24 protein-coding genes are annotated in these 24,227 nt (G+C 55.2%); 12 read left to right on the forward strand and 12 right to left on the reverse strand.

The genetic code is table 11. The annotated features are described in order from the left end of the window. Window positions 1-470: 470 nt before the first annotated feature. The 7 genes from KVT28_RS21340 to KVT28_RS21370 form a co-directional block, all read right to left on the reverse strand. Window positions 471-1,193 carry a PFL_4669 family integrating conjugative element protein gene (locus KVT28_RS21340; protein ID WP_217549956.1) on the reverse strand — a complete coding sequence of 241 codons (723 nt, stop codon included), beginning with the start codon at window positions 1,191-1,193 and terminating at the stop codon, window positions 471-473. 100 nt (window positions 1,194-1,293) lie between these two features. Next, a complete protein-coding gene (locus tag KVT28_RS21345; protein ID WP_217549958.1) occupies window positions 1,294-2,478 on the reverse strand; it encodes an STY4528 family pathogenicity island replication protein in 1,185 nt (394 codons plus the stop codon). A 90-nt stretch (window positions 2,479-2,568) separates the two neighbouring features. Continuing rightward, window positions 2,569-2,823 (reverse strand): hypothetical protein, encoded by a 255-nt coding sequence (locus KVT28_RS21350; RefSeq protein ID WP_217549960.1) that lies wholly within the window; start codon window positions 2,821-2,823, stop codon window positions 2,569-2,571. Beyond that, on the reverse strand, window positions 2,820-3,401 hold the full coding sequence (locus KVT28_RS21355; protein ID WP_217550109.1) for a DUF2857 domain-containing protein: 582 nt from the start codon (window positions 3,399-3,401) through the stop codon (window positions 2,820-2,822). Before KVT28_RS21355 ends, KVT28_RS21350 begins: the two co-directional genes overlap by 4 nt. A gap of 48 nt (window positions 3,402-3,449) precedes the next feature. Beyond that, window positions 3,450-4,976 (reverse strand): ParB family protein, encoded by a 1,527-nt coding sequence (locus KVT28_RS21360; RefSeq protein ID WP_217549962.1) that lies wholly within the window; start codon window positions 4,974-4,976, stop codon window positions 3,450-3,452. Beyond that, window positions 4,973-6,352, reverse strand: a complete 1,380-nt coding sequence (gene dnaB-PI, locus KVT28_RS21365) for an SPI-7-type island replicative DNA helicase (RefSeq protein ID WP_217549964.1) — start codon at window positions 6,350-6,352, stop codon at window positions 4,973-4,975. Before dnaB-PI ends, KVT28_RS21360 begins: the two co-directional genes overlap by 4 nt. After that, a complete protein-coding gene (locus tag KVT28_RS21370) occupies window positions 6,345-7,229 on the reverse strand; it encodes a ParA family protein (RefSeq protein WP_217549966.1) in 885 nt (294 codons plus the stop codon). The genes dnaB-PI and KVT28_RS21370 overlap by 8 nt, the downstream gene beginning before the upstream one ends. 594 nt (window positions 7,230-7,823) lie before the next feature. On the opposite strand from KVT28_RS21370, the gene KVT28_RS21375 reads away from it, so the two are divergent. Continuing rightward, the gene (locus KVT28_RS21375) at window positions 7,824-8,519 is read left to right on the forward strand and encodes an RraA family protein (protein ID WP_101762304.1); all 696 of its coding nucleotides are present in this window, start codon (window positions 7,824-7,826) and stop codon (window positions 8,517-8,519) included. A gap of 134 nt (window positions 8,520-8,653) precedes the next feature. Here the strand turns inward: KVT28_RS21375 and KVT28_RS21380 are convergent, their stop codons facing one another. After that, the gene (locus tag KVT28_RS21380) at window positions 8,654-9,574 is read right to left on the reverse strand and encodes a DMT family transporter (protein WP_217549968.1); all 921 of its coding nucleotides are present in this window, start codon (window positions 9,572-9,574) and stop codon (window positions 8,654-8,656) included. A 270-nt stretch (window positions 9,575-9,844) separates the two neighbouring features. Here KVT28_RS21380 and KVT28_RS21385 point away from each other — a divergent pair, with 270 nt between their 5' ends. The 4 genes from KVT28_RS21385 to KVT28_RS21400 are packed head-to-tail and all read left to right on the forward strand — an operon-like array spanning window position 9,845 to window position 13,171. Continuing rightward, complete coding sequence (locus KVT28_RS21385; RefSeq protein WP_217549970.1) at window positions 9,845-10,684, forward strand: transporter substrate-binding domain-containing protein; 840 nt, start codon at window positions 9,845-9,847, stop codon at window positions 10,682-10,684. Window positions 10,685-10,686: 2 nt separating this feature from the next. Beyond that, the gene (gene pxpB, locus KVT28_RS21390; RefSeq protein WP_217549972.1) at window positions 10,687-11,397 is read left to right on the forward strand and encodes a 5-oxoprolinase subunit PxpB; all 711 of its coding nucleotides are present in this window, start codon (window positions 10,687-10,689) and stop codon (window positions 11,395-11,397) included. After that, window positions 11,394-12,380, forward strand: coding sequence for a biotin-dependent carboxyltransferase family protein (locus KVT28_RS21395; protein WP_217549974.1), 987 nt, complete (start codon window positions 11,394-11,396; stop codon window positions 12,378-12,380). Before pxpB ends, KVT28_RS21395 begins: the two co-directional genes overlap by 4 nt. 20 nt (window positions 12,381-12,400) lie before the next feature. Further along, window positions 12,401-13,171, forward strand: a complete 771-nt coding sequence (locus KVT28_RS21400) for a 5-oxoprolinase subunit PxpA (RefSeq protein ID WP_217549976.1) — start codon at window positions 12,401-12,403, stop codon at window positions 13,169-13,171. Window positions 13,172-13,283: 112 nt separating this feature from the next. Here the strand turns inward: KVT28_RS21400 and KVT28_RS21405 are convergent, their stop codons facing one another. Then, window positions 13,284-14,486 (reverse strand): pyridoxal phosphate-dependent aminotransferase, encoded by a 1,203-nt coding sequence (locus KVT28_RS21405; protein WP_217549978.1) that lies wholly within the window; start codon window positions 14,484-14,486, stop codon window positions 13,284-13,286. Window positions 14,487-14,971: 485 nt separating this feature from the next. Between KVT28_RS21405 and nac the strand changes: the two genes are divergently transcribed. From nac to KVT28_RS21440, 7 genes are all read left to right on the forward strand, one after another. Continuing rightward, a complete protein-coding gene (gene nac, locus KVT28_RS21410) occupies window positions 14,972-15,895 on the forward strand; it encodes a nitrogen assimilation transcriptional regulator NAC (RefSeq protein ID WP_049851333.1) in 924 nt (307 codons plus the stop codon). 109 nt (window positions 15,896-16,004) lie between these two features. Next, window positions 16,005-16,421 (forward strand): acetyl-CoA carboxylase biotin carboxyl carrier protein subunit, encoded by a 417-nt coding sequence (locus tag KVT28_RS21415; protein ID WP_101762311.1) that lies wholly within the window; start codon window positions 16,005-16,007, stop codon window positions 16,419-16,421. A gap of 112 nt (window positions 16,422-16,533) precedes the next feature. After that, window positions 16,534-17,286, forward strand: coding sequence for an SDR family oxidoreductase (locus KVT28_RS21420; RefSeq protein ID WP_101762312.1), 753 nt, complete (start codon window positions 16,534-16,536; stop codon window positions 17,284-17,286). A 22-nt stretch (window positions 17,287-17,308) separates the two neighbouring features. Continuing rightward, window positions 17,309-18,004: an amino acid ABC transporter permease gene (locus tag KVT28_RS21425; protein ID WP_217549980.1), complete on the forward strand. Its 696-nt coding sequence runs from the start codon at window positions 17,309-17,311 to the stop codon at window positions 18,002-18,004. Between the two features lie 5 nt (window positions 18,005-18,009). Continuing rightward, on the forward strand, window positions 18,010-18,765 hold the full coding sequence (locus tag KVT28_RS21430; RefSeq protein ID WP_101762313.1) for an amino acid ABC transporter permease: 756 nt from the start codon (window positions 18,010-18,012) through the stop codon (window positions 18,763-18,765). Between the two features lie 9 nt (window positions 18,766-18,774). Beyond that, window positions 18,775-19,512 carry an amino acid ABC transporter ATP-binding protein gene (locus KVT28_RS21435; protein WP_101762314.1) on the forward strand — a complete coding sequence of 246 codons (738 nt, stop codon included), beginning with the start codon at window positions 18,775-18,777 and terminating at the stop codon, window positions 19,510-19,512. Window positions 19,513-19,600: 88 nt separating this feature from the next. Next, window positions 19,601-19,876 carry a hypothetical protein gene (locus KVT28_RS21440; RefSeq protein WP_101762315.1) on the forward strand — a complete coding sequence of 92 codons (276 nt, stop codon included), beginning with the start codon at window positions 19,601-19,603 and terminating at the stop codon, window positions 19,874-19,876. Between the two features lie 40 nt (window positions 19,877-19,916). On the opposite strand, the gene KVT28_RS21445 is transcribed toward KVT28_RS21440, so the two are convergent. From KVT28_RS21445 to KVT28_RS21455, 3 genes are read right to left on the reverse strand one after another with little or no spacing between them, the layout of a single operon-like run. Continuing rightward, window positions 19,917-20,927 (reverse strand): fimbrial protein, encoded by a 1,011-nt coding sequence (locus KVT28_RS21445; protein ID WP_217549982.1) that lies wholly within the window; start codon window positions 20,925-20,927, stop codon window positions 19,917-19,919. Between the two features lie 11 nt (window positions 20,928-20,938). Further along, complete coding sequence (locus KVT28_RS21450; protein ID WP_217549984.1) at window positions 20,939-23,497, reverse strand: fimbria/pilus outer membrane usher protein; 2,559 nt, start codon at window positions 23,495-23,497, stop codon at window positions 20,939-20,941. A gap of 11 nt (window positions 23,498-23,508) precedes the next feature. Then, complete coding sequence (locus KVT28_RS21455) at window positions 23,509-24,195, reverse strand: molecular chaperone (RefSeq protein ID WP_101762318.1); 687 nt, start codon at window positions 24,193-24,195, stop codon at window positions 23,509-23,511. Window positions 24,196-24,227: the final 32 nt, after the last annotated feature.

Genomic DNA, 24,227 nt, shown 5'->3' on the forward strand with positions numbered 1-24,227 from the left:
AGAGGTTGAGCGGATCGACCACTGCAAAAGCAGCACTTCTCTCAGGTCATGAAGTTTTAGATGGCAACGGCATAACCGTCTCTCTCAGGCTGCTGAAACATTGGCTGGTTGTTGAGACAACAACAATAATGCCGTTCCAGTGTCCTGCCGCTAAAAGCGGATGTCAGCGATAAAGTGGTTTTGCGGAAATGAAAATAAAAAAGCGCCAGCAATTGCCAGCGCTCAGGGTCCGCACGCAGACCGGTGGTGTATTCGTTACTCCGGGAGTTGAAGCTCCGGCGCGGTTTTCACGGAGGGCGTGCGCCTTACAGACCAAATCGGATGTGCGGTGATTTGCCTGCCGGACTGATGATTTTCTGTCCCCGTAAAAGACATCCAACCATCCCGCAGTCACGGGGTGCTACATCGAAGCCTGTTAACCTTATCAGCATCGCTGAGGACATAAAAGGCTTTGGTGAAGCGCCAGAAAGTTATTCAGAAGCTTCACTATTTGCCGCCAGTTTTTTCAGGTTCGGAGAAAAGGTGGAGAGTAATTTGCCACTCATCACATCCTGATCGACTTCACCCAATAGCTTGATGGCTTCACTGGCAATTACTGTCTTCTGTGCAAGATCGCTGCGCGTCACGGCGAGCGAACGATAGTGCTGCGCCACGCCATACACTTTACGCACCAGATGGCCGCCATTGCTCAACATCTCATCGCGTTCTTTGCCTGTAATCAGACCGTAATGGGATGCCTGAAAGACTTTGAGCGCCAATTGATCGTAGCCAACCAGCAGCCATACACAGCGATAACCCAACGGTGTACCGCTGAACACGCCAATGTTGAGCGGCGATACTGAAGACACATCCGTTAGTGAAATACGCGCGGGGATAGCTTTTAAGGTCGCTTCCAACTCATCGACCAATTTCTGGATCTCTGAGGTCGCCAAATCGAGTGCGTTCTCAAGCTTCAGCAGCGCCATATCTGCGTAAGGATTGTCACCCTCAGCATCACGGCTCATCAGACCAGCGCGCTGAATCACACGCGGCATGCTGAGAATTTGAGGTCTGCCGCGCTCGCGCAAATCGTCAGGCTGGCGTCGACGACCTTCCCATAATCGAATCGCATAATGCGAGTGCAGTTCAATGGTCAAAGAGGAGCGCAACGCGCCTGCTTTGGCCGTATCGGTTTCGTTCTTTTCTTCAGCCATTTCCCACTCCATATAGTTGATGATGCTTCGCCAGTTTTCAGGAGCGTTAAGGCAACATCTATCGTAAAACCATTCACACAGATGCCAGTTATCTGGCTCGTCAGCTGTTCAGGCGTTGCCGTATCGATTGAACAATTCCGGCAATGTCAGCGGCGGAGCTGGCAGCTCTCGCTGTCGGTTCAGGTTGTGTTGGTTGGGCAGTAGCAGCCATAGATGGCGAATCGGTAACGTGAGTGAACTGGCCGGTTCTCGCTTTTTTTATGACCGCCAGCAGCCAGCCTGTTGGATTCTGGATTGAACCAGCATCGAGATTCTGGCCAAGTTGGTGAACCAGCTGCTGCGACTGCCCAGCGGGCAAAGCGGCAAGACGCTGTTCAAGCATGGCTATGTCTTCCTGGCTGAAACACTGCCGGTAGCGTTCGGGGATGATCTCCGGTGTTGGCACAGTCGGTGTATACGTGTTTTTTTTCACACCTTGTGTAAAACAACGTACGTTACCGTTCGGATTCCGAACTCCGGGATGAAGCCTTGGTATCAGCGAGGATTCGGAAACCGAACTCAGTGAATTTGAATGCTTCGGTAAGCTGGGTTCGGCTACCGAACTCGGCGTTTTTATACCCGGTTCGGAAACCGAATTCGGGTGAGGGAGCTTCCTGACTGCGGCCATTTCCTGCGGCGTTTGGGGTTTGCCCAAACGGCTTTCGATCTGGCTAATATGGCTTTTGCAGTGGCGCATCTGCGGGTCATTTTTAATTTCATCCAGCACCTGCAACGCGGTTTGATGGATGGTTTTATTGCCGCTGCGGCACGCTTCAGCGACGGTATCGAGCCACGCCGGGTCCATAATTTCGGCGTCACAGCAGGTTAGCGGTTCGTCGTGCTGCGCATATATATTGCCGCGCACACGGCCCTGATCGTCGCGAACGCGCTTGCACAGGCTGAGCCAGCCGGTAAGTCGCAGCATCAGCAACACGCGGCTTACCGTCTCGCGCGATGCCTTGCCTTTATGCGGTGAAGCGAGCTGCAGCTGCAGTTCGTCATAGCTGGGGAACACTGCACCATGGTTCTGCTGCGCGTACAGCCTGATCATCATCCACGCCATTTTATCGAGCGGTGAAAGTCGCGTATCAAGCAGCAGTTGGCGCGGATAAGCATCCTGCACATTGCCGAGATACAGCAAACCGCTGCGCAACTGCGAAACGCCATCTTCACTGGATCTTTCCGCCAGACGCGCCTGCATTTTTTCCATCGTGAAAGCGATTAAGCTGTCAGAGGGGAGATTCATGTCATTTCCTTTTGCCGCCGATCGCCACATGCCATCGGGTAAATGCTGTTATTGCTGCACCCCGCGCGGGATACAGAGTGACAACACTCACTATTTCCAGATCGCTTTGCTGTATCTCTCATGCGTCATCAGTTCCCAGTCTTTGCCGCTGTTTTTGCTCAACAGCCGCCAGAACAGGCCAATGTCGATTTTGAGATAATCAGATCCTTTCGCTTTGATACGCGTGAAGTTGTTCTGGCCGCACCGGAACAAAGTCAGCTGCTTAACCGCTTTTCGACGGTAAGGCTCTGGAACGTTGACCGGTGCGACAAGTCCTTCAGTTAGCGTTTGGTGGCGATGACTCATGCCATTTTCCGCATGGCGGGCTCAGACTTTTTATTGCTGTGCCAGCCATGCACGGCGTGCCAGATAGCAGTAAGCGACAGATCCATTTGCTCAGCACACAGCATCATCACGTCGAGGCCATCGGCGCTGTCAGGATCGTCAATGCTGGCTTTCTGCCACTTGCGCCAGATCTCGGCATTATCCTCATCGTTGAGCACCACGCCGCGCCCCTTGCGCACTTCGATACCGGCCATGCGGCGGCGTGCGGCGACTTCCACAGTGGAAAGGCCAAAGTAGTGCTGCATCAACTCGATAGAGCCATTCAGCGCCAGCGCGCGATCAATACGCTGCAGGCGTCTTTGCTCACGGCGTGCCTGCTGCAACATCAACGACAGGTTTTCGTGGTGGATGCGGAAAGTCAGCACTGATACGGGGCTGTTCATCAGGTAGTGCAGATCTTCAATGGTTAGCCCGTGAAGCATCTGCATCTCCTCGGGCATCAAACCCACCGCTTCGCAGCGGCGGATGTAGCCTGATTTGAGTTCCATCACTAACTGGGTAAGCAGACCGTTGGTGGCCTGAGACAAGCTGTTACTCATCATGGTTATCTCCGGTTTTCAGTAATCTCAATCGACTAAACATGCCGCTCAGCTTTGGCGCTGCAGTTCGCGCAGCCGCCGCAACGTGCGGATTAACTTCATGAAAGTTTGGGTGAGGTCATCATCAAAGCGCGGCGCGGCATCGGTGCTGCCGATCAGCAGCTCGCGCATCAGGTCCGGTAAGTCCTCATCGCATGCACCGCCAGTCAGTGAGGAAAGCAGGCATGAAATCGGCGAGGCGCTGAGTTCTTCGTCAATACGATAGCCAGCTGAATCAACGCTGTTATCTGGCATGACGGCTTCGCCATCGCTATCCGAATCAGCCAGCTCAAAGGCAAGACGAAAGGCGATATTGCGCAGGTGATCGGCGTCATCCTGCAGAGTGGGGATGGTCCAGAAATCTGGTGCGGCTGATTGAGTGTTGCCACTGGCAACAGCAAAAACCGCCCCGGAAGTGTTGCCAGTGGCAACAGTAGAACTCGGCTCGGAGGTGTTGCCAGTGGCAACAGTGGAATTCAGTTCGGAAGTGTTGCCACTGGCAACACTTGGTGTGGTTGGTGCTGGAGTTGGTTTGCGAACCGGCGCAGGCGCGCGCGTTACTGCTTCTGGTTCAGGCTGCTGGTTTTGCTGCTGCAGCTGCGGTGCAACCGGTTCAGGTTCGCCAAACAGCTGGCGACGGTTTTGTTCACTGGGATCAAGCTCAATCAGCCAGCGGTCGTAGTTGAGTGATGGATGTGGCAACGCGCTGACCAGCTCGCCGATAAACTCGTCGCGGAACATCTCCAGCGACCAGCTTTCCGGTGAATTGAAATGCGGGCACACTTTGGTCATCACGTTTTCAAACGTCACTGCCGGTTTGGCTTCAGCCGCATAGTGATTCCATAATTTCTCGGCATCGCTGCGAAGCACCAACAACGCGTTGATCTGTGGACGGCCAAGACCTGATTCCAGCAGCGCCGGTAAATGTGGATAGAGATGACGAACGCAGCTGTCCATGCGGCTAAGGCTTGAGTAGCTAACCGGATAACCTTGCTCGGTTAGCGCCGTTGCCAGCTCGCGCAGGGAAACCGCTTTGCCCGATTCATCTTCAATGATCTGACGTGCGTTGCGGATGCCGATCGCTTTCTCGATAAAGCTCAGCTCACCGCGCAGCTCGTTTTCCGCCAGATGACCAATCACGCATTTGATGCGTCCCGGCCAGGGTTTGAACAGGCAATGCACACGGTAGAAATGTTCGCTATGCGTCTCTGCCCACAGCTCACTCAGCGCCTGGTAACGCGTATTGCCGCCGTCGCTGAAGATGTATGAACCGGGATTGTCGGGATCGATCGTGACTTTCGGAACAGTATCGAGGCCGCGCGCGCGAATCGATGACTTAATATCGTCGAAACGTGGGTTGCGGCTGGTTCGTGGGTTATCAGGATTGGGGCGCAACTGATCCAGGGTCAGCACCATTGGCATTTCGCTGCCAGGCGCGTCTGGCGTTGCCACGGTTAGTGTTGCTTCAGCCTGACGACCGCGTTTTAAAAGCGCATCTGTCAGATCGGTTGTGCGCTGTTTTGCCATCGCTGTCATGCCTGAGCCCTCCCATAACCGAAGTGATAGGAGTTGTTTTCGGCATTAGAAAACCGCGTATAACGGCCATCATAGGCAGTTTTAACAGTGCCGATTGGCCCCTGACGTTGCTTGCCGATGATGATTTCGGCGATGCCTTTTTCGGTGGAGTTCTCGTTATAAACTTCATCGCGATAGATGAAGAGAATCAGGTCGGCGTCCTGTTCCAGCGCGCCGGAATCGCGTAGGTCGCCGTTGTTTGGCCGCTTATTGGGGCGCGACTCCACCTGCCGATTTAACTGGGATAGTGCGACCAGCGGACATTTCAGCTCTTTGGCCAGCGCCTTCAGGCAACGCGAAATCTCCGATATCTCCTGCGTACGATTCTCTTGTTCAGGCGCGCGCATCAACTGGAGGTAATCGACCAGAATCAGACTGGGTTGGCCGTATTTGCGGATGTAGCGCCGCGCGCGGGCACGCAACAGCGCCGGAGTCTGGTCGCTGTTTTCATCGATGATCAGCCGATCTTTCCAGGCGGTGACGCGCTCCATCGCCATGCTGATTCTGGCCCAGCATTCATCATCGAGCTGGCCGCTGCGTAGCAAATTCAGCTCAACCTGACCCAACATCGCAACCAGCCGCATCATCAGCTGTTCGGCGGGCATTTCCAGGCTGAAGCAGAAAACTAAATTGCTCTCCAGCGCATCCAGCGCCGATTCGCACATCGCTAATGCCAGTGCCGTTTTACCCATCGAGGGACGCGCGGCCAGCAGAATCAAATCGCCCGCCTGCAAGCCACAGGTCATCTGGTCGAGCTCTCGAAAACCCGACGGCGTGCCGGTGATGCCATTGCCGCCGGTGGTTTCTTCTAATCGGGTAAGCAGCTGCGACATGCCATCGAGCACGGTGATTTCCTGGTGTTGGCGTGCATGGCCTTTTTCGGCGAGGTTAAACAGCTGGCTTTCAGCGACTTCAGTGATGTTGCTGGCGGCGGCGTTGGAGAGTTGCACATCGCGCGTGAGTTGGTTGCCGAGCATGTACAGCTGACGTAGCTGGCTCTTTTCGGCAATTATTCGGGCGTAAGCGAGGATGTTAGCGGCGCTCGGCGTGTTCTTGCTTAACTCGGCGAGATAAGCAAATCCACCGCACTGGTCAATGATGTTGTGACGTTCCAGCAGTTCGCTGAGCGTGATCAGGTCAAATGGGTTATTGCCTCTGGCTAGCTCGTCGATGCCTTTGAAAATCGAGCGGTGCGGTCCAGAGAAGAAGTCTTCGCGTTGAATCAAGGTGACCACATCATCCCAGCGGTCGTTATCGAGCATCAGCGCACCCAGCACTGCCTGTTCGGCATCAATGGAATGAGGCAAATCGATTGGGTAATTGCTGGATTTATACATGGTTCACCTCCTTCACCGAGCGTGAAAGAAGCGCATCAAACTGGCTTTGCCATTCCGGGAATAATTCACATGCCAGGTTATGCATGGTTTGCAGGGCAGAATCGCTCTTGCGTCGTGTCTGCGTTTCAAGCCGGTGTGCAGGTTCGCCAGCAAAATGCCCAGCTTTATAGATGTCGAGATCGAAAATTTGGGTATTCAGCAGCGATACCGGAATTTCGTGAGCATAGGGACTGTATTTCCCTTCGCTGACAATTGTCTCCAACTGCGACAGCGTGGCTTTGGCCAGCGACGTGTAATCCATGCAGTTCACGAGAATGCGAACGGCGGGAAGTGTTATACCGTAAGATGAAAGTGAACGCAGTTGCTCAAACATCGCTATTGAACCGCGCAGGAACTCACGAATATCTGGTAGCACTGGCTTCACGATGCCGATGGTGGAATCAGTCGCAGCGAGCACTATCAATTCCAACATCACAGAGCGCGCGCCCTGCGAATCAATGATGATCGCGTCATATTCGCTAAAAAGTGGATGCTGCAGAATATTGCGCATGCGTAACCGACCGTCCGGCGCGTGCAGCATGGCCGTCAGCAAATGAGCCTGCGGGTCGTTGGAGATGATGACGTCTAGGTTAGGGATAAAACTGTGGGAAATTATCTTGCTCGCATCGCTCAGATCCACGGTCTGCATCAGCAGTTCGTATAGACCGCACGGCGCTTCATAGGTGAGCTGATAAATGCTGCTGGCAGTGGGCTGGCCGAAGTCGCCATCGATTAAAAGCGTCTTCAAACCTGCATCAGCGAGGAAGCCACAGAGGTTCGCGGCTTGCGTAGATTTGCCTTCTCCACCTTTGGTGGAAATTACGGGAAGTATTTTCATTTCGCACATCCGAAGTAAGTTCGGATATGCATCTCGTCAACTATGTAAAAACCCGTTTAACGACTTATTTTCCCGCCCAGAATCAATCCTAAAGTCTGTACAAGGGGATTGAAAATCCCCGTGTCCGTGGTTCGATTCCGCGTCCGGGCACCAACATTCTGAAAACCCAGCTTATGGCTGGGTTTTTGCTTTTCTGCGTTTGCTCATCTCAGCTACTGCCTCCCTTCCCTCTATACATGCTGATTATCCAGCATTGATCGATGCCAATATATTTATCTCCAGCTAATACTTTTAATCTATCTCCCCATAATAAAACCCAATAAAATTAATTATCAGTGAGTTAAATTCATCCGAAATAATAATTCGTGATCCTGTCTCGGTTAGTCGTAACATCCCCTGCGTAACATCTGCGTAATCGCGTAAGCTTAATCACGTGCCAGTAATCATCCGATGATTCAGCTTGTTAGCTGAACACCCTATTCAATGAAGTAATGACTCATCAAAAACAAAAATAAAAATTCTTACTTTTACATTTAATTATTTATCCAGGAACACAACGCGATTAATTAAATCACTCCCTACAGGAAAATAACCATGAGCGCAGGAAACCGAATCTATTTACGTCGTCCCGCCGATGCCGAACCGCTGTTGGAAGCTTTTCGCCGGTTACCGGCTGCGGTGGTGGCGGATTGCATGAGCCGTTTGCCCGCCTTGTCGGCCGAGATCAGCCTGAAAACCGCGCCGCGCCAACCGATCATGTGTGGCCTGGCGGTGACGGTTAAAGCGCGTTCCGGTGACAACCTGATGCTGCACAAAGCGCTGGATATGGCGGGCCGAAACGATGTGATTATTCTGTCGAACGAGGGCGATCGCAGTCAGTCGCTGATGGGCGAAGTGATGGCGACCTATGCCAGACAGCGTGGTATGGAAGGCATTGTGCTGGACGGACCGGTCCGCGATATCGAAGGGTTGTCACGCATGGACTTCCCCATCTACGCCGCCGGTCACACGCCGGGCGGCCCGTTCAAGGATGGTCCGGGCGAGATCAACGTGCCAATTGCCTGCGGTAAAATTCACGTTTCACCGGGCGATATCGTGTTGGGCGATGCGGATGGTGTGATTGTGATTCCTCGCCAGGATGCAGCACGCATTCTCGAAGCGGCGCAGGCGTATTTAATCGTTGATGAACACAACTTCGAGCTGGCGAAAACCGGCTCACTCGAACGCAGCTGGCTGGATGAGACGCTACGCACCAAGCAGGTTGAAATCATTGATGATGTGTTTCGTTAGAAACAAAACCGCGCGATAAATCGCGCCGCTACCGATGCGTGCACCTATGTGTAGCGGCGCAATTCATTGCGCGATAAATCGCGCCGCTACGGATGCGTACACCTATTTGTCGCAGCGCAAATTATTGCGCAACGCTAAGGCGTACTGCTCACCATCGCCAGTTTGCGCTGGCGATTCTCACGCCACACCGCAAATATCCCGGCCAGCGCTACAATCGATGCGCCCAGCAAGGTGGTGCTGCCCGGCAGGCTGTTCAGGAACAGATAACCAATCAGCATCGACCACACCAGCGTGGTGTAATCGAACGGTGCCAGCAGTGACGCATCGGCGTAACGCAGGCTCAGCGTCACCAGAATCTGCGCCAGACCGCCAAACAGGCCGCAGCACACCAGCAACAGCAGCTGTACCGCGCTGGGTTTGCTCCAGCCAAACAGCGCCGTCGCCAGGCCAATTACGGTAGTCATCAGTGAGAAATAGAACACGATCGCGCCCGGCTTCTCGATGCCGTTGAGGAAGCGAATTTGCACGTTAGAAGTCGCGGAGCACAGCGCCGCCAGCAACGCACATGCCACACCAATACTCGTCGTCGCGTTGCTGGCCCCATAGGAAAACAGCGCGCCGCTGGTGCTCAGGCTGGAAGAGAGCATGATCAAAATGCCGGATAATCCCACCACCACGGCGACCCAACGCGAAACCCGCACCCGCTCTTTCAGCAGCATCGCCGCCAGGATTACGGTAAACAGCGGCGCCGCATAGCTCAGCGCGGTGGCATCGGCCAGCGAAATATAGACCAGCGCCAGATAGTTAAAATACATGCCGCCGGTGCCGGAGAAGCCACGAATAAAGTGACCAGATAGGTTACGCGTCTTGAGATTTTCCAGCACGTCGCCCTGCATTTTCAACCAAATCAGCAGCGGCAACAGCGCGATAAAACTGCGGAAAAAAATCACTTCGCCGGTGGGAAGGGTGCCGTTCAGCCCCTTCACACACGCCAGCATCAAGGTGGCGCACAGCGCGGCCAGTATCTTCAGTAACACGCCTAATCGGGCATTCATGCTTTTTCACTTCTCTCTACCACATGCAATCGGCGGGACTGCCGAGAGGACTTGCAATCAGCCTGGCGAGAAAAGTGTGCGCTGGATAACACTTTTTTGCTCTGCCCGAATAGAAAGAACTTATGCGCCGCTTAGCCATATTTTTTTGCTATTGCACGACAGGGTTTCCCTCTTTTTCGCCTGAAAACAAAGCCGATATAGTCCAGAAAAGCGAGAACGCAGGCGCTCCGTCCCGGTGACGCCGTGGTATTCATCATTGAGGAAGTTCACATGACCATGAAAAGACCTACCACCATCGGGCTGGCACTGCTGCCGCTGCTGGCTATTTCGGCTGCGCATGCCGACATGATGGCCAACATCAAATCCAGCGGCGAGCTAAAGTGCGCGGTCTATTCGGACGTGCCGCCCTTCTCTTCTCCGGATCCGAAAACACGTCAGTTGGCGGGCATGGATATCGATCTATGTAACGCGCTGGCGAAGCAGATGAACGTCAAACTGACGCTGGTGCCCACCTCGGTGGAAGCGCGTATTGCGGTGATTGCTACCGGCCGCGCCGACGTACTGATCGCCAATCTGGCCTACACCAAAACCCGCGGCAACCAGATTCAATTCAGCGATCCCTATTACGTCGCCAGGGAGATGCTGCTGGTCAAAGCACCGCTGGCCGACAAGCCGCTGAGCTATTTCAAGGGCAAACGCATCAGCGCCACCAAAGGCACCACTTCTGAGCAATCAATCCATATCAAAGGCGGCAAAGCGGTGACCTTCCAGGATTCAGCCTCCGCGTTCCTCGCGCTGGAGCAGAACAAATCGGTGGGCTTCGTCACCAACACCATGACCGGCATCAAAACCATTTCGCAGGCAAAAAAAGACGGCATCAATCTGGCGATGATCAAAGAACCGATGGCGCTGGAGCCGATTGGTGTCGGCATGAAGCGTGATGAACCGGCGCTGCTGGCCAGCGTCAACAGCAGCCTGAAGGCGATGGACGATGACGGCACCATCGACAAAATCTGGGATACGTGGATTGGGCCCAACACCGAATACAAAATGGTGCGCGAAGAGCGCGTACAGCCGCTCTCCAGTCTGAAATTTGAACCGCTGGAATAACCATGCCCGTGAAGTCGCACTCTGCTCTCCAGCCTGCCAGCGTTCCCGCGCTGGCTTGCTCCTCTGCTATCAAGCTCTCCACCATCGGCGCACGCGCGTGGCTGGTGGAAGCGCCAGGCGGTTTCGATCTCCCGGCGCAGCGCCGCATCTGGTCGCTGGCGCGCCTGCTGCATGCCGATGAAGCGATTGAAGCGCTGATCCCCGGCGTCACCAATCTGCTGGTACTGTTCCGCCATATTCCAGCTGATGAAATCGCCGTGCGTATGCAGCTGCATGCCGCATGGGATCAGGCGCAGGCGATCAGTCCGCAGGGCAAACTGATTGAAATTCCGGTGCATTACGGCGGTGAACACGCCACCGATCTCGAGGCGGTGTGCCGCCATACCGGTTTGAGCCCCCGCGATGTGGTGCGTCTGCACCATCAAAGCGAATACACGGTGTTTGCATTGGGCAGCGCGCCGGGCTTCGGCTATCTGCACGGCTTGGATCCGCTGCTGGCGACACCGCGCAAGAAAGTGCCGTCGCTTAGCATGTTGAAAGGCACCGTCACCATCGGTGGCGCGCAGGCGGGCGTTTCGGCGCTGACCGGCCCGAACGGCTGGAACGCGATTGGTTTTGCCGAGCTGGCGGTGTTTGACCCGCTGGCCGCATCGCCCGCGCTGATGGCACCGGGCGATCGCATCCGTTTTCTGCCGCAGAGGATTGAGCTGTGATTGAGATCGAACAGAGCGGTGCGCTCAACACGGTGCAGGATTTAGGTCGCTTCAACTATCGCCACATCGGTGTATCGGTGAGCGGTGCGATGGATCCGCTGGCGCTGCGTGCCGGTAATTTACTCCTCGGCAACGACGAAAATGCGGCGGCAATTGAAGTGCAGCTGTTCCCGTTCCGCGTGCGATTTTTGCAAAACAGCAGCATCGCGGTGACCGGCGCGGATTGCCGCGCCACGCTGGATGGCACGCCGCTGCCGCCGTGGTGGGGCTGCGGCGTGCGTGCCGGGCAAGTGCTGGAACTGCGTTATCCACGCAGCGGCGCGCGTGGCTATCTGTGTGTTGCTGGCGGCATTGATGTGCCGCTGGTGCTTGGCTCGCGCAGTACCGCGCTGCGCGGTGGCTTCGGCGGCGTTGAAGGACGTCCGCTGCAGCGTGGCGATCGGCTGGCGCTCGGCGAAAATCGCGGCCCGGCACTTCCACACAGCGGCATCGGCATTGAACCGCCAAACAGCGCATTACACGCCATTTTTCCCCGCAACAGCGCCGGAGACATTCAGCTGCGCGCCATTCCCTCCGGCGAATACCCGCTGTTTGCCGCCGATGCCGCGCGCTTCTGGCAGCAATCCTGGCAGGTATCAAATCAAAGCAATCGCACCGGCTATCGGCTTTCAGGCGATCCGATCTTCCCGTCAGAAACCGTTGAGATGCGATCGTACGGGCTGATCCCCGGCATTGTGCAGGTGCCGCCGGGTGGTGAACCGATCATCCAGCTAAGCGATGCCAATACCGCCGGCGGTTATCCGAAGATCGCTGGCGTGATCGAGCAGGATCTGTGGCGGCTTGGGCAAGTGCTGCCGGGCCAGTCGATCCAGCTGATCCACAGCGATGTGCATGAAGCGATCGCCATCGAACAGGAAGTGGCGCGCTGGCTGAGCCGTTTGCGCTTCAGCTGCCAGCCACTGCGTAAAGCGCTTACCGTTTAATCCGCACAAGGAAACCAGACATGAAGATTGATGTGAATTCCGATATGGGCGAAGGCTTCGGCGTTTACCAGTTGTGCGATGACGCCGCGCTAATGAAAGTGGTGTCATCCGCCAATATCGCCTGCGGTTTCCACGCTGGCGATCCGGCGATCATGACCAACATGGTGCGGCTGGCGAAGGCACATGGCGTGGGCATTGGCGCGCATCCCGGCTTGCCGGATCGCCAGGGTTTTGGCCGCCGTGAACTGCCGTTTAGCGCCGAAGAGATTTGTCAGCAGGTGGCCTATCAGCTCGGCGCGCTGACGGCGATTGCCCGCGCGGAAGGCACCCACGTTTCCCACTTCAGTTTCCACGCCGCGATGGGCAACATCGTCAACCGCGATGCCACCCTGGCGCAACAGGTGATGGAGTTAGTGGCGCGCATTAATAACGATCTGATCATCTTCGCCCAGCCCGATACGATCATTGAAGTCGCGGCGCAGGCGGCTGGCCTGAAAACGCTGACGCTGTTTCTGGCTGACCGCGCCTATGACGCGCGAGGCCGTCTGGTGCCGCGCGGCATTGCCGGTGCGGTGATCAACGAGGAAAGCGCGCTGCGCGCCCGCGTGCGCCAGTTTTTGCAGCACGGCACGGTGACGACGATTGAGGGTGAAGAGATTGCGGTGCGTGCGCGCTCGATTCTGGTTCACAGCGACACGCCAGGCTCCCTGGCGCTCGCCACCATTGTGCGCAGCGAAATCGAAGCCAGCGGCCATCAGGTAGCCCCGGCGGCGGAGGTGGTCATTGATTAGCGGCCTGCTTATCCATCGCACCGATACGTAGCGGCGCGATTTATCGCGCAATAAATTGCGCCGCTACAGTTTTTGCATCTCTCCGCAACGGCGCGATAATTATTTCAATGAATCAAACACATCCACCACAAAACGCCGCAATGCGATCGCATCCCGTCTCTAACCGCTCCATGCTCGTGGCATACGACAACCGGATAAATGGACTCATGCCGTACGCCGCGCCCTGCACCGTCACTACGTGCTGCTCTTCGATCAATGCCAGCACAAAATCGGCATCGTTGGTGATCAATCTGCCACCGGCGCTGGTTTTGCCGATGTAGCCCGCGATATTCACAAACAGATAAAATGCGCCCTGCGGTTTGTGACAGCGCAGGCCATCAATCGACGTCAGGCGCTCCAGTACATAATCACGGCGCTGGCGATAGATGCGCGCGCGCTCCTGCAGCAGATCCTGCGGGCCTTCCAGCACCGCTACCGCCGCGGCCTGCGTTAAGGTGCAAACGCCGCCGCTGTTCTGGGTATTCACGTTGCTCATCGCTTTGATCAACGGCGCCGGGCCGCCGCAGAAGCCCAATCGCCAGCCGGTCATGGACCAGGCTTTCGACACGCCGTTCACCGTCAGCACGCGGTCAACCAGGCGCGGCTCAACCTGCGCCAGCGTGTAGAAACGCACATCGTCATAAATCAGGTGTTCATAGATATCGTCGGTCATGATCCACACCTGCGGATGGCGCAGTAGCACCTCGCCCAGCGCGTGCAGCTCCGCTTGGCTCGCCACCGAACCGGTGGGATTGCTCGGGTAATTGAGCAGCAGCCATTTGGTTTTGTCGGTGATGACGGCGTCTAAATCGGCCGGCAGCGGTTTGAAGCCGTTCTCTTGCGTGCAGGGTAGCGCCACCGGCACGCCACCAGCGAATCTGACGATATCGGCATAGCTGATCCACGACGGCGTCGGGATCACCACTTCATCGCCCGGATTGATGGTCGCGAGGATCGCGTTAAAAATGATCTGCTTAGCGCCGCCGGCGGTGAGGATCTGGCTGACGTCGTAATCGAGCTGATTATCGCGTTTGAACTTCAGCTGGATCGCTTTGCGCAGCGCCGGCGTGCCGTCGGTGGGCGGATAGCGCGTATCCCCGGCGCGCGCAGCGGCATAAGCGGCTTCAATCGCGTGAGGTGGCGTGGGGAAATCGGGTTCACCGGTAGAAAGCGCCACCACATCAATGCCCTGCGCCGCGAGATCGCGGGCCTTTTGGGTCATGGCAACGGAGGCAGAAACGGTCACATTCTTTAATCGATCGGCTATCTCGGGCATGGGTTAATCCTGGCTCAGTGTCAGCATGAACGGTTTGCAGCAAGCTGCAAACACGACGTTTACCAGAGGATAGGTTTTTGCCCGAAGCGGCGGTTAATAGTGCTTTGTTGTGGTGATATAACACAAAGCGATGACTGAACCGACCGCACACTTTCGCCATAAAGATGGCGAGCCTGATGTGGAAATGCGCGGCAGGTCACGCGCTAGCGCCTGACGCAATGTTAATAGAGTGTTACTTTGAGTGCCGGTTAACAGCGCGTAACGCCCGTTTACTCACTCCTATCATCGCCAAATCTAATGAGTGAATCGCACCATACCAGTGCAAAGGTCGCTGTTTTAGCCTCGCCGTCTCGGCAACTGTCCAACTCAGCACCTGCCGTAGGAGGCACTGTGGCTCTACCCTCCTGTCTGAGTTCATTCGCGAAAGCTTATTTGGCATCAACTTTGCTTGATACCCGCTATGCGTTCTGTTGGAGGAAGCGTTCATGAATCTTCGTCGCCTGAAGTACTTTGTTAAAATTGTTGATGTGGGCAGCCTGACCCAGGCCGCCGATATTTTGCATATTGCCCAGCCCGCGCTGAGCCAGCAGCTGGCTACGCTGGAAGGGGAAGTGAATCAGCAACTGCTCATTCGTACCAAGCGCGGCGTAACGCCGACCGAAGCCGGGAAAACGCTCTATTCCCACGCGCAGGCGATTTTGCGCCAGTGCGAGCAGGCACAAAGTGCCATTGAGCTGGTCGGCGCGTCACTGAGCGGCAGCGTCTCAGTGGGCTTAGCGCCGGGCACCGCGGCACAAAACCTCGCATTACCGCTGATGATGGAAGTGCAGCAGCAACATCCCGGCATCGTGCTCTACTTCAATGAGAACTTCGGCACCACGCTGAGCGAACTGATCATGAATGGTCGCATGGATATGGCGGTAATTTACGATCACCGCACCATTCACGGTCTGCGCTTTATGCCGCTGATGAAAGAGGATCTCTACTTCGTCTGTCCGTTCAGCCTCGCGCAACCGGTGAAAGAGATCCCGCTGGCGCAGGTGGCGCAATACGATCTGTTCCTGCCGCGCGTCTACAACATCATGCGCAAAGTGCTCGACGATGCCTTCGTACACAACAATCTGCAGTACCGCGTGAAATGCGAGATCGAGTCGCAAACCACGCTGAATGCCGCCCTGAGCGCCGGTCTCGGCACCACCATCATGCCGGAATCCGCCGCGCGCGCGATGCTGAAAAGCGGCGATGCGTGGATGGCGAAGATCGTCGATCCGGATGTGCAGGTGTCGCTGTCGTTCTGCATGTCGGATCACTTGCCGCTGTCACAGCCGGCTGAAGCGGTGAAATCGATCCTGCTGTCGCTGATGTCGCGCCGCAACGTTGAGAATCATCCTTTGACGTTGGTGGGATAAGTCCCGCTTATTGCCGCAAAGCGAAACCCTCTTACTGCCCGTATTTCGAACGCGCTAGATTACGATTTTGCCCGCTCAGGCGGGCGTGTTTCGCTTTGACGGGAATTCCATGGATAAAACCGCAATACCGCTGCCGACGCTGCGTGCGCTGGCGCGCAAGATGCAATCCTCCGGGCTGAACAGCCTGGCGCTCGATGGCAAGCACTGGTCAGTGCGGTTGACCTTCGCCGCCACGCCAGCCACGCCCGCGCCTGTCACGCTTCCCGCCGCTGAAAACCCCCTCATCCCGCAACGCATCGTCGCACCGATGCCCGGCACGCTGCTGCGCCGCCATCCGCATAGTCCGCAGGATTTTGTCGCGCCCGGCCAGCACATCGAGGCCGGTGCGGTGGTGGCGCTGGTGCAGGTTGGCCCGCTGTATGTGCCGGTGATCAGCCCGGATAGCGGCACGGTGCAGTCGTTCGCGGTAGAGCATTTGTCTGCGGTGGAGTATGGCGAGGACGTGTTGATGTTTCAGTCGCCATGAATGGCAGCCCTGCGGGGTTATAAGGGGCGCTTATTGCCTCAAAATTTTTATGTCTTATGCCCTTGCGGCATAACTGCATACAGTCAAAAGACGCCATAACGAGGAGAGGCAGATGCCATTTTCAGATTACAAAACCGCGCTGGTGACCGGCGCATCGGCGGGAATGGGCGAAGCGATTGTTGAGCGCTTGTGCCAGGAGGGCATCACCGTGCACGCGGTGGCGCGCCGTAAAGAGCAGCTGGCAGCGCTGGCCGATCGTACCGGCTGTATTCCGCATGCGGTGGATGTCAGTGACATAAAGGCGCTGACCGCGCTGTGCCAGGATCTCGAAATCGACATTCTGGTGAATAACGCTGGCCTGTCGCATCCGGGCTCGATCCTCAATGCAGACGAGAACGTGATTGAAACCCAGGTGGACGTCAATCTGCGCGCGGTGCTGCATCTGTGCCGTTTGCTAGTGCCGGGCATGGTGGCGCGCGATCGTGGCCACGTCTTCAACATCACCTCGATTGCTGCCATCTACAACTTCAACGGCAACTCGGTGTATCACGCCACCAAAGCCGGCGTGCATGCCCTTTCGCGCCAGCTGCGCGTCGATTGCTACGGCGCGCGCGTGCGCATCACCGAAATCTGTCCGGGCCGCGTCGCCACCGATATCTTCGGCAACGTGTCAGGCGATCACGAAGAGGCGCGCCGCCGCTTCATTGATGGCTTTGAACTGCCGCAGGCCAAAGATATCGCCGACTGCGTTGCTTTCGCGCTCGCGGCACCGCTGGCGGTAAATATCGGCAACATCGAAATCACCCCGACATTACAGGTGCCGGGCGGTCTTTCCACCATGCGACCGGGCGAGCACAGCGCGTAGCAGGCGAAGATGAGGTAACAGAATGGCTCTCGATTTCAGCAGTGTGATAACCGGCCAATACGGCCAGATGATCGTTGACGGAACGGTGTTCACCCTTGAACTGGCGTTGGGTGCCTGGCTGCTGGCGATGGTGCTGGCGCTGCTGCTGGTGGTGATTCGCCTGACTGAAAACCGCATCGCGGTTGGGCTGGTCAAAGCCTATGTCTCTTATCACCGCAATGTGCCGACGCTGATCCAGTTGATGATGTGGTACTTCGCCATTCCTACGCTGCTGCCGGAAGCGCTGCAGATGTGGATCAACAACTACAACGCCGAGTTCCTGTTCTCCCTCACCGCGCTGGGTCTATGTCAGGCGGCGTACTTCTCCGAAGATATCCGCAGCGGCCTGCGCGCCATTCCCGACGGGCAGAACGAAGCCGCGCGCGCACTCGGCATGAGCTACGTGCGCGCCATGCACGGCGTTATTCTGCCGCAGGGCATTCGCAATGCGATGCCCGCGATGATCAACCACACGGTGCTGCTGTTTAAAAACACCAGCCTGGCGATGGTGATTGGCGTGGCGGATCTCACCTATGTAACGCGCGATATTGAGAACCAAACGTTCCGTACCTTCGAATCCTACATCGTGGCGACCGTGGGCTATCTGTTCTTCTCCCTGCTGCTGATGGGCCTTGGCGCACTGCTGGCCCGCCGCTTCCAGCGCGTCTATGCGAGGTAATGGCGATGTTTGAGATGTTCACCATTTTGCATGACAACGGCATGCTGCTGTTGATGGGCCAATACCCGAACGGTCCGATTGGCGGCGTGCTCTGTACGCTGCTGATCTCGGTGCTGGCGGTGCTGCTGGCGTTTCCGATTGGTGTGCTGCTGGGCCTGGCGCGTCTGTCGCCGTGGCGCTGGCTGAGCTGGCCCGCCACCGGCTGGGTTTACCTGCTGCGCGGCATCCCGCTAATGATGGTGGTGTTCTGGACCTACTTCTGTGTGCCGCTGCTGATTGGCCACAACATCAGCGGTTTCGCCACCATGCTGTGTACGCTGGTGATTTATGAGAGTGCCTATATCGCCGAGATCGTGCGCGGCGGCATTCAGGCGCTGCCGCACGGCCAATACGAAGCCTCACGCGCGCTCGGCATGAGCCATCTGAAAACTTTGCGTCTGGTGATCCTGCCGCAGGCGCTGTTCAACACCCTGCCCAGCCTGGTTAGCCAGCTGGTGTCAATTATCAAAGACAGTACGCTGGGCTATGTGATTAACGTGCCGGAGCTGACCTTTGCCGCCAATCAGGTGAGTAATCAGCTGCTGACCAAACCGTTTCAGGTGTTCGCCATTGTGGCGCTGAGCTATTACCTCATCTGCTTCAGCCTCACCTGGCTGGCCAATAAACTCGAAGCGCACATTGCGCAGAAACGTCGTCAAGCACCGCAGCCAACGCCCAGCATGGCGCCCGCAGTGATGCTGACTAAAACCTCTTCGCAATAAGGAAACCGCATGGGACCGATGATCATGTTTAATCAGGTTAATAAATGGTACGGCGCGTATCAGGCGCTGACCAACCTGAGCGCCGAGATTAATCCCGGCGAAGTGGTGGTAGTGTGCGGCCCTTCCGGCTCGGGCAAATCGACGCTGATCCGCACCGTTAACCGTTTAGAACCGATCGATGACGGCCAGATTGTGTTTGATGGCACCGATATTCACGGCAGCAGCACGCGCCTCAATCAGCTGCGCACGCGCATCGGCTTTGTGTTTCAGAGCTTCAACCTGTTCCCGCATGTGACGGTGGCCGAGAACATCATGATGTCGCCGATGAAAGTACTGGGCGTAAAGCGCAGCGAAGCGCGTCGTCAGGCGGGTGAATTGCTGGAGCGCGTGGGCTTAGCGCATAAAGCCGATGCTTATCCGGCGCAGCTTTCCGGCGGCCAGCAGCAGCGCGTGGCGATTGCCCGCGCGCTGGCGATGAAGCCGCCGGTGATGCTGTTCGATGAACCGACCTCGGCGCTCGATCCGGAGATGGTCGGCGAAGTATTGTCAGTGATGCGCGGTCTGGCGCAGGAAGGGATGACGATGATGTGCGTGACCCACGAAATGAACTTTGCCCGTGAGGTGGCGGATACCATCTGGTTTATGGACCAGGGACAGATTCTGGAGAAATCACAGCCAGAACAGTTCTTCACCCAGCCGCAGCACCCGCGCGCGCAGCGCTTCCTCAGCGACCTGCGATCGCATTAAGGGGGATATTTTTTCACTATCGCCATTTTTAATTAAAGTTTGGTCCTAACTTGTCGTTCTTCTTTATGCCACCACCAGGAGAAGACCGATGAAAACAGCATTCGTATTATTTTCTGGTTTGCTATTTGCCCAAGCCGTTCTGGCTGAGGGCGGTACCGTTTCCTTTACCGGTGCGATAGTTGAGCCTGCCTGTACGACGACGACCAATAGCCAGCATGCCGCAGTTCAATGTAGCCAGAATGGTGTCGATAAAGTGCGTCAGATTAGATTCAATAAGCAACAGCAGACGCTGCCGTTTCAACTCGGCAATGTCAGCGTGCAATCATCGGGTCATATTAAAGCTGTTGAAGTGATCTATCGGTGAGTCATCACTGACAATCTTCCCCCGCCAGGGGGAAGATTATTTATTGATAGGTCAGTGTGAAAGTCGCGGAACTGTTAGCTGTGCCGGGTGTAATGGTTGCGGTCGTTTGGTAATAACGCGCCTGAAGCGGAATGTTATAATTCCCCGCGCTGGCCGAGGTTCCGGCAACAATATTAGTGCCCAGTTGCACAGGCGCATTGTTAAACAGCAGCTGCACGCCCACTCCACTTGCCGTATTGGCACCTGATGTCAGATTTAATACCCCATTGGCGGAGTTTTGGGCATTTCCATCAATTTTCACATTGATGCGGGTGCCGGCATTACAGTTAAGCGGAAGGGTAAAATTACGCGTAAAGCTGGCATCGGGTGAACTGCCCGTCCCACTGAACGCACGCTTATCCACATTGCCCATATTCACGGCGATGGCAGTATTACTGACTGAACACGCCAGCGTTGTGACACTAAAACCATTCATAAGAATAGTTGATTCCGGTGAATGCCAGAACGCCTGGTTGTTATGCAAAATAAACGATCCTGCCTGCTGCGCGGTGACCATCCCCGATCCGGTTGGTCCGGTTTTATAGAACTGCAGCAACGCTTGCTCGCGCAGAGGTTGTCCCGCCATTAAGCCATTGACCGAACACAGCAACCTATTGTTCGCATTACCATCTCCCGTACTGGTTCCATCAACCCAGCCACTAAAGTTATTGCAGTTGTTCACTGAAATGCCACCGATAGCAAAGCCAATCCCCGCAATATTGGTGCTGTAAATTCGTCTGCCTCCAATGGTCGTGACATAGTTACCGGTGCCTTTTACGCCCACACTTTGGTAAGTCAACGCCGGCGCCGTGTTAGTACAGTTAAACGTGTTCACCGCACCCGAGGTGATCTGGCTGCCAATCAACGATCCTACCGGTAAATCCCGTTGAATCACTATCGCAGGTGGAGAAATTGTTGTCGCTGCTGTGGTGGTAGTACAGGTATAAGCCTGCGCAAAGTTAACGTACAACCCAATAAAAAATATGCTCGGTAATAAAAGAAATAAACGCATAAATGTTTCCTTTAGCGGCATTGTGCCGTCACAGAATTGACACCAAACTGAGCCTTTCCTAACGTAAACGGAGCCTGACATTCGCCGCCCTTCCAGTTCACCTTAACCACGCCCGCTGCGGGCACGCCGCTGAGGTAAACATGTTGTTTGTCATCAACGATGCCATGCGAAAGGGTTTCGCCGTTGGCAACGCTGGCACGTGCGCCGAACGGCACTTGACGCCCACGCAAGGTGACGACCATTTTTGCCCCCGATACCGTGGGATAATTGGCTAATGCTACGGCCCCCTGCGTAGGCACCACTGTTTGGCTGTCACTCAGCAGATCGACGTTATCGCCGAGCGAATTGGCATCAAGCGAAAGCGAGGTGCGGCGATAAGGTGTTACGTTAGGTACGACGGCATAACCTCTGCCATCAGTCAGCACGCCGGTTTGGTTGAGCACGCGAACCGCTTCCGCGTCTTCAGCGCGCACTAACGCCATGGTGTCACCTAACGGCTGGCTCAGAGTCACACCATAGGGATGCACCACAATGCCGCCCGTTGCGCCGTAATTCAGTTGTCGGGTATTCCGCGAGTAGTTATAGCCAGCCTGGTATTCGCCAAAGCGTGCTTTATAGTTGACTGACGCATTGCCATTGGCGCCAACCCCTTGATTGGTGTAACCCTGCTGCACGCTATAGCTCAGGTTATTGTCTGCCAGTGCAGTGCCTGACAACCCCACCGCGCCAGTGGTTTTATCGCGATTGTCGGTGCTGCCCGAGAAGTTCAGCCAGCTTTTGGGTAAAAATCGGTCAAAGGGAATCTGCACCGCCAGCGAAAAAATTTGATCGTGGTTGGTGTAGAACGGCGTCTGTGAATAGCTGTAGTTAAAGGAGTAATTGATGGCGTTGAAGCTGGTGTTATAGCCCAGCGTCAAACTGCGCTCCTTTTCTGTCACGCCCCAATATTGTTGCTGGTAAGCGGAGAGAAAAAGACTGCCATAATCACCCAACGATTGATTAACGTTGAGTTGGGATTTACTGCGTCTGTTATGGCTATAACGCCAGTTTCGCCATTCGCGTCGGGCTTGTTCAACTTCATTGCGGTTGTTGGGATTACCCCGGAAACCCGGCGGCAGTGTATTCGCGTAATAGCCATTAGCTTCATTAAAATCGTAATAACCAGAGGTGGAATAACGGTAGCCAGCCAGAGTAAAAGTGGTGCCGCTCATTGCGAAATCTTTTGCATATTGAAAACGAAATGAGCCACCGCGATGAGTTTCTTCCATTAAACGAGCATTGGCGAATGTTCCGTCCAGCGAAATCGAACCCAATAACCCCAGACCTTTCCCCACACCAACCGATGCTGACGTGTAATCACCCGACAGGATAGATCCACCATAAACGGTTGAGCTATAAGGCAAACCATAAATACCTGTGCCTTGTATAAAGCCCGGTTTTTTTGCCGATCCCCCGGTTGAACGATATTGCCCGGCCGTGAAAGCATATTTGAAACGCCCTTCACGCTGCATGATAGGCACCGCAGAAAATGGCTGAACAAACTGTCGGACGCTGCCATTCGCTTCTTTTATTACCACCTCAAGATCGCCACTGGCCGAGGTAGGATAAAGATCGTTTATGGCGAAAGGTCCGGGTGGCACATAGGCTTGCCAAATGATGTTACCGTCCTGACGAATGGTAACTTGCGCATTGCTCTGCGCAATGCCTCGTACAACGGGTGCGAATCCTCGCAAGCTTTCAGGCTGCATATTGTCGTCTGAGTAGAGCTGAGCTCCGCGAAAGGGGAAGCTATCGAATACCTCTGAGGGTGTATAGCTCTCTCCCAATACCAGCTGGCTTTTCCAGGGTTTGATGTCACGCTGAACGTAGGTATTAATACTGTTCCACTTATCATCACCCTGACTATGGCTATAGGTGGTGTAATTGCGCGCGCGCCAGGCCCCGAGATTGATACCGCTACGCAAATTGAGATACGCGTTGTTATCACTTCCCTGACGATAATCACTCCAGTTATTGGCACCTGAATAGCCATAATTCATAAATAGCGCGTTGACACCATCGTCCCACTCATCTGGGCCAACATACCCTTGTGCGTTTTGTCGCACATATTCTTGTGGAATGGAGACATTTAAGCGTTGCTGGTTTAAATCAAAGCGGGTTTGCGCCTGCGGGATGATGGCAGCGATATTCGTCACTTCCTGCGCAGGTGAGATTTTCACGAAAGCGGGTGTGGCATTCTCTTTCACGCCCCACCGCATAAAATCGGCTTTCATTAATAGGGGCTGCAGACCCTTCGCACCGGGTTCAAAGCGTATGCTTTTTGATCCAACAAAATTGTCGTTCAGGTAAACGTCGGCGTTGTAAACGCCCGCCGCTTGACCCCCACTGCGACTAAAAGTGGAAAGATCCAGATTTGCACGCTGGCCGCTGTGTCGTTCCACCGTGTCAGGATCAAAATAATCCTCTGCAGCCACATCATTAATGGGTATTGCAGCCAGTATTACCATGTTAAGTAAGGTGCGCTGAAAAGCAGGCCTCAGCGTTAAAGGTATATTTTGTCTCATCGACATGGCCCTCTCCTTTAATCGGTGCCCACTTTTAATGTTTGTTCTGCTGTAATGCCGCCGAAATCATTAATCGCTCGCCAGCTCACCGGATTGCCAACGTGCACTTTTTGGCCAAGAACGATTTCCTGTGAAGGCAACACCATCGGCGGTTTGGTCATAGTTGAACCGTTTACGGTCAGGTCGTAGAGCGAAACGCTGTAAGGCGTGGGATTAAACACGGCGAGTTTGCCCTCACGCTGGCGAAATTTGAGCCTGGTAAAAGCCAATGCGGGATCGCCGCTTAACTCTGCGGGCCGGTAAAATAACTTCATTTTGTTTTTAATGGTGATAACGAGATCGTTAGTGGCCTGACGATTGACCGTCGGGATAATCTTGATATTCAACCAGTGCACGGATTCCTGATCGTCTGGCAACGTGTGACCACTGTAGATAACGCGCACCGAATTCTGGCTATGAGGCTCAAGGCGGAAGAGCGGGGGCGTGGTGATGAAAGTGTCATCAGCGGTATCACTCTCTTCCTGACTGCTAACCCAGGATTGAATCAAATAGGGACGGTCGTCTGGATTAGTCACACTTATCGCGGCCAGCTTGTTTTTACCGTCATAAACCAGGCGTGTGCCACCAATCTGCACACCAGACTGAGCCATAGGCGACAGGCACAAAAGTGCCATGGCCAATGGCCAAAGACTTTTTTTAAACATCCATCTCTCTCCGTGACGAAAGAAAGAGCCGC

It is taken from the genome of Pantoea sp. GbtcB22, assembly GCF_019091025.1.
Lineage (GTDB): Bacteria > Pseudomonadota > Gammaproteobacteria > Enterobacterales > Enterobacteriaceae > Pantoea > Pantoea leporis.

Excerpts from the sequence above, each read along its gene's own strand:
- KVT28_RS21340 (WP_217549956.1), bottom strand. The coding sequence starts at position 1,193 with ATGGCTGAAGAAAAGAACGAAACCGATACGGCCAAAGCAGGCGCGTTG.
- KVT28_RS21345 (WP_217549958.1), bottom strand. The coding sequence starts at position 2,478 with ATGAATCTCCCCTCTGACAGCTTAATCGCTTTCACGATGGAAAAAATG.
- KVT28_RS21350 (WP_217549960.1), bottom strand. The coding sequence starts at position 2,823 with ATGAGTCATCGCCACCAAACGCTAACTGAAGGACTTGTCGCACCGGTC.
- KVT28_RS21355 (WP_217550109.1), bottom strand. The coding sequence starts at position 3,401 with ATGAGTAACAGCTTGTCTCAGGCCACCAACGGTCTGCTTACCCAGTTA.
- KVT28_RS21360 (WP_217549962.1), bottom strand. The coding sequence starts at position 4,976 with ATGACAGCGATGGCAAAACAGCGCACAACCGATCTGACAGATGCGCTT.
- dnaB-PI (WP_217549964.1), bottom strand. The coding sequence starts at position 6,352 with ATGTATAAATCCAGCAATTACCCAATCGATTTGCCTCATTCCATTGAT.
- KVT28_RS21370 (WP_217549966.1), bottom strand. The coding sequence starts at position 7,229 with ATGAAAATACTTCCCGTAATTTCCACCAAAGGTGGAGAAGGCAAATCT.
- KVT28_RS21375 (WP_101762304.1), top strand. The coding sequence starts at position 7,824 with ATGAGCGCAGGAAACCGAATCTATTTACGTCGTCCCGCCGATGCCGAA.
- KVT28_RS21380 (WP_217549968.1), bottom strand. The coding sequence starts at position 9,574 with ATGAATGCCCGATTAGGCGTGTTACTGAAGATACTGGCCGCGCTGTGC.
- KVT28_RS21385 (WP_217549970.1), top strand. The coding sequence starts at position 9,845 with ATGACCATGAAAAGACCTACCACCATCGGGCTGGCACTGCTGCCGCTG.
- pxpB (WP_217549972.1), top strand. The coding sequence starts at position 10,687 with ATGCCCGTGAAGTCGCACTCTGCTCTCCAGCCTGCCAGCGTTCCCGCG.
- KVT28_RS21400 (WP_217549976.1), top strand. The coding sequence starts at position 12,401 with ATGAAGATTGATGTGAATTCCGATATGGGCGAAGGCTTCGGCGTTTAC.
- KVT28_RS21405 (WP_217549978.1), bottom strand. The coding sequence starts at position 14,486 with ATGCCCGAGATAGCCGATCGATTAAAGAATGTGACCGTTTCTGCCTCC.
- nac (WP_049851333.1), top strand. The coding sequence starts at position 14,972 with ATGAATCTTCGTCGCCTGAAGTACTTTGTTAAAATTGTTGATGTGGGC.
- KVT28_RS21415 (WP_101762311.1), top strand. The coding sequence starts at position 16,005 with ATGGATAAAACCGCAATACCGCTGCCGACGCTGCGTGCGCTGGCGCGC.
- KVT28_RS21420 (WP_101762312.1), top strand. The coding sequence starts at position 16,534 with ATGCCATTTTCAGATTACAAAACCGCGCTGGTGACCGGCGCATCGGCG.
- KVT28_RS21425 (WP_217549980.1), top strand. The coding sequence starts at position 17,309 with ATGGCTCTCGATTTCAGCAGTGTGATAACCGGCCAATACGGCCAGATG.
- KVT28_RS21430 (WP_101762313.1), top strand. The coding sequence starts at position 18,010 with ATGTTTGAGATGTTCACCATTTTGCATGACAACGGCATGCTGCTGTTG.
- KVT28_RS21435 (WP_101762314.1), top strand. The coding sequence starts at position 18,775 with ATGGGACCGATGATCATGTTTAATCAGGTTAATAAATGGTACGGCGCG.
- KVT28_RS21440 (WP_101762315.1), top strand. The coding sequence starts at position 19,601 with ATGAAAACAGCATTCGTATTATTTTCTGGTTTGCTATTTGCCCAAGCC.
- KVT28_RS21445 (WP_217549982.1), bottom strand. The coding sequence starts at position 20,927 with ATGCGTTTATTTCTTTTATTACCGAGCATATTTTTTATTGGGTTGTAC.
- KVT28_RS21450 (WP_217549984.1), bottom strand. The coding sequence starts at position 23,497 with ATGTCGATGAGACAAAATATACCTTTAACGCTGAGGCCTGCTTTTCAG.
- KVT28_RS21455 (WP_101762318.1), bottom strand. The coding sequence starts at position 24,195 with ATGTTTAAAAAAAGTCTTTGGCCATTGGCCATGGCACTTTTGTGCCTG.